The organism is uncultured Bradyrhizobium sp. (assembly GCF_936943645.1).
Lineage (GTDB): Bacteria > Pseudomonadota > Alphaproteobacteria > Rhizobiales > Xanthobacteraceae > Bradyrhizobium.
Genome location: NZ_CAKZJO010000012.1, coordinates 1 through 8,173, shown reverse-complemented (window position 1 = coordinate 8,173; position 8,173 = coordinate 1). Strand labels below are relative to the sequence as shown.

At 66.8% G+C, this 8,173-nt stretch carries 7 protein-coding genes; 2 read left to right on the top strand and 5 right to left on the bottom strand.

Features of this window, described 5'->3' with window-relative positions; all coding sequences use genetic code 11:
- Positions 1–478: 478 nt before the first annotated feature.
- Positions 479–715, bottom strand: coding sequence for a DUF1127 domain-containing protein (locus Q0743_RS01310; RefSeq protein WP_298239793.1), 237 nt, complete (start codon positions 713–715; stop codon positions 479–481).
- 186 nt (positions 716–901) lie between these two features.
- Here Q0743_RS01310 and Q0743_RS01305 point away from each other — a divergent pair, with 186 nt between their 5' ends.
- A complete protein-coding gene (locus Q0743_RS01305; RefSeq protein WP_298239792.1) occupies positions 902–2,245 on the top strand; it encodes a PLP-dependent aminotransferase family protein in 1,344 nt (447 codons plus the stop codon).
- Between the two features lie 17 nt (positions 2,246–2,262).
- Here the strand turns inward: Q0743_RS01305 and Q0743_RS01300 are convergent, their stop codons facing one another.
- Positions 2,263–2,859: a YdcF family protein gene (locus Q0743_RS01300; RefSeq protein WP_298239791.1), complete on the bottom strand. Its 597-nt coding sequence runs from the start codon at positions 2,857–2,859 to the stop codon at positions 2,263–2,265.
- A 64-nt stretch (positions 2,860–2,923) separates the two neighbouring features.
- Positions 2,924–3,562 (bottom strand): hypothetical protein, encoded by a 639-nt coding sequence (locus Q0743_RS01295; RefSeq protein WP_298239790.1) that lies wholly within the window; start codon positions 3,560–3,562, stop codon positions 2,924–2,926.
- Positions 3,563–3,576: 14 nt separating this feature from the next.
- On the opposite strand from Q0743_RS01295, the gene Q0743_RS01290 reads away from it, so the two are divergent.
- Complete coding sequence (locus Q0743_RS01290) at positions 3,577–4,011, top strand: hypothetical protein (RefSeq protein ID WP_298239789.1); 435 nt, start codon at positions 3,577–3,579, stop codon at positions 4,009–4,011.
- Positions 4,012–4,072: 61 nt separating this feature from the next.
- On the opposite strand, the gene Q0743_RS01285 is transcribed toward Q0743_RS01290, so the two are convergent.
- Both Q0743_RS01285 and Q0743_RS01280 read right to left on the bottom strand, forming a co-directional pair.
- Positions 4,073–6,472 carry an EAL domain-containing protein gene (locus Q0743_RS01285; protein WP_298239788.1) on the bottom strand — a complete coding sequence of 800 codons (2,400 nt, stop codon included), beginning with the start codon at positions 6,470–6,472 and terminating at the stop codon, positions 4,073–4,075.
- A gap of 113 nt (positions 6,473–6,585) precedes the next feature.
- Positions 6,586–7,995, bottom strand: a complete 1,410-nt coding sequence (locus Q0743_RS01280) for an MFS transporter (protein WP_298239787.1) — start codon at positions 7,993–7,995, stop codon at positions 6,586–6,588.
- Positions 7,996–8,173: the final 178 nt, after the last annotated feature.

Here is an 8,173-nt window from a genome sequence, read left to right as displayed (position 1 = left end):
CGCGGGTGCCAGCCGGCACCCGGTCTTCCCTGCGCCCTCTTTCAATCGAGGGCGAGCGATCCAGCAAAGCTCGGGCGAGATGCGCCGCGAGGATGCGGAGGTGTGTCTACGACATGAGCTGCGTGCCCCAAGCTCGATCTCGTAGGGTGGGCAAAGGCGCATCGCGCCGTGCCCACGATCTCTCTCGACAAGCAACAAGGCGTGGGCACGCTGCGCTTTGCCCACCCTACGGCACTGCCTCCGCGGAGAGATTCTGGATTGCTTCGCTGCGCTCGCAATGACGCTGTTGAAGCAGCGCGCGCAAAGCCACGCTCTCGTGCCCCGGACGCGGCGCAGCGTCCCCGGCGATGCGGAGCATCGTCCGGTACGATGCGCCGCAGAGCCGGGGCCCATGCATCAACGAGTGCCGTAGCTTCCTGGGTCCCGGCTCTGCGCAGCAGCGTAAGAACGCTGCAGCGCGTCCGGGACAGGAGAGACCTCACAGATAGCGCGTCAACTCGGCCTTGACCTGCCCGTACACCGCGTCCTCGATCTGGCTGCGCGTGATCCCGATGTCGCGCAGGGCGCGGTCATCGAGCTCGTTCAGCGTCTTGACGGCGGTCCGGCGCTCGATGCGATCGAACAGCGCGCAGGTGAGGTTGAAGAGCGATGCAAGAAAGCCGCTCGTGGAGGACGGGCGTAAACTCTGCCCGGCAGTTTGCGAAATGATGGTCACTTTTCTTCTCCGGCCTAATGGGCCGCGCGGCGAAGCAATTGCCGTTGACGCAGGCGCACTCAGCGCTTGCACCTCATTTGCCGTCGGATTGCTCTCGCTTTCCTCGGCTCAATCGCGGACCTTGATGGAACTTAAATGCTCCAGTACACTTCTCGGAGCAAGTAAAACATTGCTCTCGGTGCAATAATGTCCAAGTTCGAGTACGTGAAGCTTGCCGATGCCATTGCCTCGGATATCTCTAACGGCACGTTAAGGCCCGGCGATCGGCTGCCGCCGCAGCGCAATTTTGCCTATGACCGTGGCATTGCAGTCTCGACTGCGAGCCGTGTTTATACGGAATTGCTTCGTCGCGGCCTCGTCGTCGGCGAAGTCGGACGCGGCACTTTCATCTCGGGCGACATCAGGCGCGAGGTCGAAGCCTTGAGCGAGCCGCGCGATGCGCGCATCGACTTCGAGGTCAATTATCCGTTATTGCCGCAGCAATGGGCGATGATCGCCAAGAGCCTTGCGGGGCTCGAGCGCGTCGACGCGCTGGAATCCGCGCTGCGCGTCTCGACCAGCACCGGCACCAAGAGCGCGCGCAATGCCGCCGCAGCCTATCTCGCGCGGAAGGATTTCACGCCGCAGGCCGAGCAGATCGTGTTCACCGCCAACGGCAAGCAATCGCTCGCGGCCGCGCTCGCAGCGCTGGTCCCGACCGGCGGCCGCTGCGGCGTCGAGGCGCTGACCTATCCTTACGTCAAGAGCATCGCCGCGCGGCTCGGCATCACGCTGGTCCCGATTCCGATGGACGAATTCGGCGCCCGTCCCGATGCGATCCAGAAAGCGCATCGCGAGGCACATCTGTCGGCGCTGTATCTGCAGCCGATCATCCAGAACCCGCTCGGCGTCACCATGAGCGCCACGCGGCGCGCCGACATCATGCGTGTCGCCGAGAAGCTCGACCTCACCATCATCGAGGACGCCGTCTACGGCTTCCTCGCCGACGACACGCCGCTGGCCGCCCTCGGGCCGGACCGCTGCATCGTGATCGACAGCCTGTCCAAGAAGGTCGCGCCCGGCCTTGCGCTCGGCATCCTGGTCGCGCCGCCGCACTTGCGCGAAAGCGTGATGAGCGCGGTCCGCACCGGCGGCTGGATCGCCTCCGGCCACGCCCTCGCCTCCGGACAGCGGCTGATGGCCGACGGCACCGTCGCCGAACTGACGCGGCTCAAACGCATCGACGCCGCGCGCCGCCAGCAGACCGCGGCACGACTGCTCGCCGGCTACCAGATCGCCGCCGACACCCGCGCCTATCATCTGTGGTTGACGCTGCCGCCGCACTGGCGCTCGCAGACCTTCGTCGCCGCGGCAGCCCGGCGCGGCATCGCGCTGACGCCGTCATCCACCTTCGCGATCGCCCACGGCCATGCGCCGAACGCGGTGCGCCTCGCGATCGCTCCGCCCACCTTCGAGCAGCTCGATTCAGGCCTGCGCACCATCGTGTCGCTGCTCGGCACCAAGGAAGAGGATTTCGACTCCACGGAGTAGCTCGCGGGTTGCGCCGATCATGCCGGCCATTCCGCGATGAAGCCTTTCGCCTTGTACGGTTCGATCTTGTCCCATTCGTGCAGCATGCGGCGGCGGAATTCGGCATCGGTGTGCCACAGCGCGCGCGGCGTCGCGAAGCTGTCGACGGTAAGCAGCATTTTCTCGACCTCCGGCCAGTGCCGGTGCAGCGTCATCGGATAGCGCCGCGCGGTCCAGGTGTTGCCAAGGCAGATCACGCTGCGGATGTTGGCAAGGCCGAGCGCCGCATCGATCACCGGCAGTGAGAAGATCACGTTCTCGCCGGTGTTCATGGCGCGATGCTCTTCGAGGACAAGTTCCGCCGGAATGCCCGCGTCGACCATCGCCGCCTTGATCAGCGCGCACTCGGATTGCTCCGAGCCCGGCGTCACGCCGCCGCTGACAATCGCCCAGCGGAAATAACCCTCGCGCCACAGCCGCGCCGCGGTTTCGGCCCGCAATAGGTCGTCCTCCCGCGTGCCGAACACAAACAGAAGGTCGGCCGGCACGAGCGGCGTGTCGATCAGGTGACTGCGATTGATCTCGGCGATCTCGTCCGCAGCAAGCGCGCGCGTGGTGCGATCCAGGGTTGGCATGAGTGCACGATGCGTCACCTGCGCGGGGACGCGAACTCACGTTTGATTGCGGCCGATTGCAGAGCTATGGCAGCAGCGTTTCCGGCAGACGCGCGAAAGTGTAGGCGCGCGGCTGGTTGCGCCGCACGAAGCCGCCGACCTGCCAGGCGAACAGCGCGGCAAAGCCGAGGATGAAGAGAACGCCGGCGAACTCGCCGATCATCAGGGCGCGGATCAACAGGCCCGCCATCGCAACCGTCAGCACCGCGAGGAATGCCAGCACCGCCGCGTAGGTGATGCGGCCGAGGCCTGCAGTGAGCGCCGCGCGGCTGCCGGCCCTGGCCATCCGCGCATGCAGTTCGACGATGAAGGCGCGAAAGCCGTTGTCCTGCGGTGCCATCAACGCCGCGGTCTGCCAGCTCGTCGACAGGATCGCGATGCGGCGGCCGGAGGTGTGGGTGACATCGGCGCGAAAACGGTGCTGCTGCATCGAGACCGGGCGAAACGACAGCCGGATCGCGCCGATCTCGCCATAGGGCCACAGGCCCGACCGGCCGCCGACGTGCCAGGACAAGCCCTCGTCCGTGAGGTCGAAACGATGCGCCGAGCCGATCAGCGACGCCTTGTAGGCGTAGCTCGCACCCGAGGCGCCTTGCGCGTCCGAAACTTGCGTCGTCACAATCAATCCCCTCGGCGATCCGCTTGCGCGATCGCCCTCGCCCATCCTACAAGCGAGGCATGGCTGAGACGACCTTTTTTCCGCGCCGCCTGATTCTCGGCGCCGCCATGATCTCCGGCGTGCTGCTGGCACTCGCAGTGCACATGCTGGGCGCGCGCTACGGGCTCGACCTCGGCGGGCTCTGGCGCTCCGACACGCATGAGTTCATCCCAGCGGGCGCTGCGATCGCCTGGTGGCTGATCGCCACGGTCGGATTCTCCGGCGGCTATTTCACCGCGACGTTGATGCAGAGCGCGGTCTCCGGCCAGATCCCGCAACGAATGCGCCAGTTCCTGATCGCGGTCGGCGTGCTGCTGCTCGCGGGCGCGGGCCAGGCGGCCTCCGCGCCGAGCCCGATCCCGACCGTCTCGGGCGTGCTGGCCGGGCTTGCGGCGCTGTGCCTCGGCGCCGTCATGGCATTCTGCGGCGCTCATTTCGCGCTGCGCCGTGGCTAGAGGATGATCCGGAAAAGTGTGAAGCGGTTTTCCGGATGATCATGCTCAAACAATAATCGCCTCACGCCGACGCCAGCAGGCGCGGGCGGCCCAGCATGATCGTGACGTCGGAGGCCGGACGCGGCTTGCTGAACAGATAGCCCTGGGCCTGGTCGCAGCCCTCGCGCCTGAGCAGCTCGAGCTGGGCGTCGTTCTCGACGCCTTCCGCCGTGGTGACGATGCCGAGGCTGCGGCCAAGGCCCGTCACGGCACGGATGATCGCCATGGAATCGTCGCGCGTCGCCAGCTCCGACACGAAGCTGCGGTCGATCTTGATCTTGTCGAACGGGAAGCTGCGCAGATAGCTCAGCGACGAATAGCCGGTGCCGAAATCGTCGAGCGAGATCCGCAACCCCATGCCGCGCAGCTCGTGCAAGGTCGCCAGCGTCGCCTCGCTGTTCTGCAGCAGCACCGATTCGGTGATCTCGAGCTCGAGGCGCCGCGCATCGAGTCCAGAGGCTGCCAATGCCTCGGTCACGGACGCGATCAGGTTCGGATTCTTGAACTGGACCGGCGACAGATTGACGGCGAGGTCGACGTCATTGGGCCAGGTGGCCGCATCGGTACAGGCGGCGCGCAGCACGAATTCACCGAGCTGGACGATCAGTCCGGTCTCCTCGGCCAGCGGGATGAAGTCGATCGGGGAGATCAGGCCACGCTGCGGATGATTCCAGCGCAGCAGCGCCTCGAAGGCGACGACGCGGCCGCTGACGACGTCGCGGATCGGCTGGTAATACGCCTCGAACTCGCTGCGTTGCAAAGCTGCGCGCAGATCCATTTCCAGGAGGCGGCGCGCCTGCGCGCGGGCGTCCATGCCGGTTTCGAAGAAGCGATAGGTGCCGCGGCCGTCCGCCTTGGCGCGGTAGAGCGCGAGGTCGGCGTTCTTCAAGAGCTCGTCCGGATTGCTGCCGTCCTGCGGCGACAGCGAGATGCCGATCGAGACGCCGATCAGGATCTGATGACCGTCGATCTCGTAAGGCGCCGAGGTGACCTCGACCAGACGGCGGGCCAGGGATCGCGCAGCGGTCTCCTCGGACCGGCCGATCTGGACCACGGCAAACTCGTCGCCGCCAAGCCGGGCCACGGTGTCGCTGTCGCCGACCGTCTCCTCGAGCCTGCGGCCGACCTCCTTCAACAAGGCGTCGCCAATGGGATGGCCGAGCGAGTCGTTGATGTCCTTGAAGTGATCGAGATCGAGACAGAGCACTGCAAGCTGATCGCCCGAGCCGGTCCGGCGCAGCCCCTGCTCGAGCTGCTCGTGGAACAGCACGCGGTTCGGCAGACCGGTCAGCGCGTCATGGCGCGCCATGTGCGAGATCTTGGCCTGCGCCTCCAGCCATTCGGTGATGTCCTCGAAGGTCGCGACCCAGCCGCCGCCCTGCATCGGCTGGTTGACCACCCGGATCGAGCGGCCGAACCGGTTGACGATGTCGGTCGTGGTGCGCCCCTCGCGCGCGTCGGCGACAAGGCGGGCGAAGAACTCGTCCGCGTCGCCCTGCCACTGGCCCCTGGCCTGCTCGTCCCTGAGCACGTCGACCAACAGACGGCCGGTGAGCGCGACGTCGGTGCGGCGAAGCATTGCCGCGTAGCGCTCGTTGAACAGCATGACCTTGCCGTCCGCGTCGAACATGCAAAGCCCTTGCGACATGTTCTCGAGCGCCGAGTCCAGCACCATTTGCTGGGCGCCCAACTCGCTCCTGGCGCGGCGGTCGAGCAACGCGGCCACGAGTGCGATCGCGATGATCGCGACCGCAGCGCTGGCGGTGAGGAAGGACAGCGAGGCCGGCGGGATCGACAGGCCGCCGATCGCGAGCGTCGGATCCGGCGTCAGCAGCACCGCGCCCATGGCGGTGAAATGATGCGCGACGATGGCGACCGTCAGCAGGGCGGTCGCCGACAGCGCATGGAAGAGGTCGTCGCGTCGCGCAGCCACGAACAGTGCGAGCGCAGCGAACAGAATTCCTGACAGCACCGAGACGGCGACCGTGCTTCCGATCCAGTCCACCCGCGCCGGTATCTCCAGCGCCGCCATGCCGGTGTAATGCATCGCCGCGACACCGGCGCCGACGATGGCGCCGCCCACGACGATCCACACCGTGCGCGAGGACGAGACGGCAATGCTCAGCCCCACGAAGGTCACGGAGATCGCAAAGATCAGCGACAGGATGGTTACCGGGATGTTGTAGGCGCCCGCGCCTCCCGGCCCGTAGGCGAGCATCGCGATGAAATGCGTCGCCCAGATGCCGCATCCGCTGACGGCGGCGTCGAGACCGAGCCAGACCAGACGCCCGAGGCCCTGCGTCGCGCGGGCCCGGTGGAACAGGCTGATCGCCGCGGCGCTGGCGAGCAGACACACGGCGCCGCCAAGCGCGACGAGCCGTAAATCGTGCTCTGCGGTGAGACAGTAGAGAACTTGATGCATTGCGGGCCTCTGATGGACCCGCACTTGACCCGACCAATATGGACAGGTGGTAACCGGCTCCGCAACTGTTGCGGCAATGGTGAACGGAAGATGTGTTCATTCCCTCGGATTGTTCATCCCCGCGACGGCGCGCCGAGACCGATCACGATTGCCGCGAGCAGCAGGACCGTCGCGGACACGATCAGCGACAGATGGAACCCGGTCATGAATGCCCCCTCCGCGGCCACCAGCGAGCCGAACAGCGCCACGCCGAGAACGCTGCCGGTCTGCCGCGTCGCGTTCAGGACGCCGGCTGCGATACCGGAGCGCGCCTTGTCGACGCTGCCCAGCAGGGTCGAGGTCAGCGGCGGTACCAGCAGGCCAAGTCCGGAGCTGATCGCGATCAGCTGCGCGCAGATCATCCAATAGCGTGTGTCAGGCGCGATCCACAGCAGGCCGAGACAGCCGAGCGCCGAGATGCAGGCACCGGCCACGATGGTCGGGCACGGGCCAATGCGCTCGGCGAGGCGCGGCGCCAGCAGATTGACCGGCAGCACCGCCCCCATCATCGGCACGAAAGCGAGCCCGGTCCACCATGCCGACAGCCCGTTGATCCGCTGGAAGTACAGGCTGAGCACGAAGATCAGGCCGTAGATCGCGATGTTGACGAGCAGGCCGACCAGTGAGGTCAACGCGAACAGCCTGTGGCCGAACAGCGACAGCGGCAGCATCGGCTGCGCCGCGCGCCGCTCGCGCCAGACAAAGAGCGCGCCGAGAACGACGGCGCCGGCAAAGGCTGCGATCACGAAGGGATGGTCCCAGCCGAGCGCACCGCCTTCGATGATCGCGCCGGCCAGCGCCCCGAGCGCGCCAATCGCGGCAAGCTGGCCCGGCAGATCGATCTCGCGCGAGCGCGCCCGCGTGGTCTCGCTGGCGTAGCGCCAGGTCAGCCACAGGCCGGCGAGCCCGATCGGCAGATTGACCAGGAAGATCGCGCGCCAGCCGACCAGCGTGATCAGCGCGCCGCCGACGAAGGGGCCGGCGGTGAGCGCAAGGCTCGCGCCGGCAGCCCAGACCGCGACAGCGCGGCCGCGCGCGCGGTCGTCCGGATAGGCATGATTGAGCAACGCGAGCGAATTCGGCACCAGGATCGCTGCGGCCAATCCCTGGACCAGCCGCGCACCGATCAGGACGACCGCATTGGGCGACAGCGCGCAGGCGAGCGAAGCCGCGGTGAAGATGGCGAAGCCCGCCATGAACACGCGCTTGGCGCCGATCCGGTCACCGAGCGCGCCTGATGTCAGGATGAACGCGGCAAAGGCGATGGTATAGGCGCTGACCACCCATTGCAGCTCGGCAACGCCGCCGCCGAGCGTCTTGCCCATCGCATCGAGCGCGGTGTTGACGATGGTGACGTCGAGCTGCACCACGCCATAGCCGAGGCTCATCGCCGCCAGCGTGAGCGTGGTTGCAAGAGGCGAGCCGGCGCGCGAAGCGCCGGCCCTGCCGTCGAGGGTTTCATATCTGATGGTGCTGGCTCGCATGCTGCCACCTCGGTTGCAGCCCCATGCGGAACATAAGCGATCGAAGGCCGATCATGCTTCGGTCGCGGACGAAGAATGAAAGTACGGTGCTCTCGCCTCCCAAACGGTGTCATCGCCCGCGCAGGCGGGCGATCCAGTACTCCGTGACGACAATAATTGAACCGAGAAGCCGCGGCGT

Bases quoted from the DNA above. Each gene is read 5' to 3' on its own strand.
- Q0743_RS01300 (WP_298239791.1), bottom strand. From the start codon at position 2,859: ATGCCAACCCTGGATCGCACCACGCGCGCGCTTGCTGCGGACGAGATC.
- Q0743_RS01285 (WP_298239788.1), bottom strand. From the start codon at position 6,472: ATGCATCAAGTTCTCTACTGTCTCACCGCAGAGCACGATTTACGGCTC.
- Q0743_RS01280 (WP_298239787.1), bottom strand. From the start codon at position 7,995: ATGCGAGCCAGCACCATCAGATATGAAACCCTCGACGGCAGGGCCGGC.
- Q0743_RS01295 (WP_298239790.1), bottom strand. From the start codon at position 3,562: ATGGGCGAGGGCGATCGCGCAAGCGGATCGCCGAGGGGATTGATTGTG.
- Q0743_RS01290 (WP_298239789.1), top strand. From the start codon at position 3,577: ATGGCTGAGACGACCTTTTTTCCGCGCCGCCTGATTCTCGGCGCCGCC.
- Q0743_RS01305 (WP_298239792.1), top strand. From the start codon at position 902: ATGTCCAAGTTCGAGTACGTGAAGCTTGCCGATGCCATTGCCTCGGAT.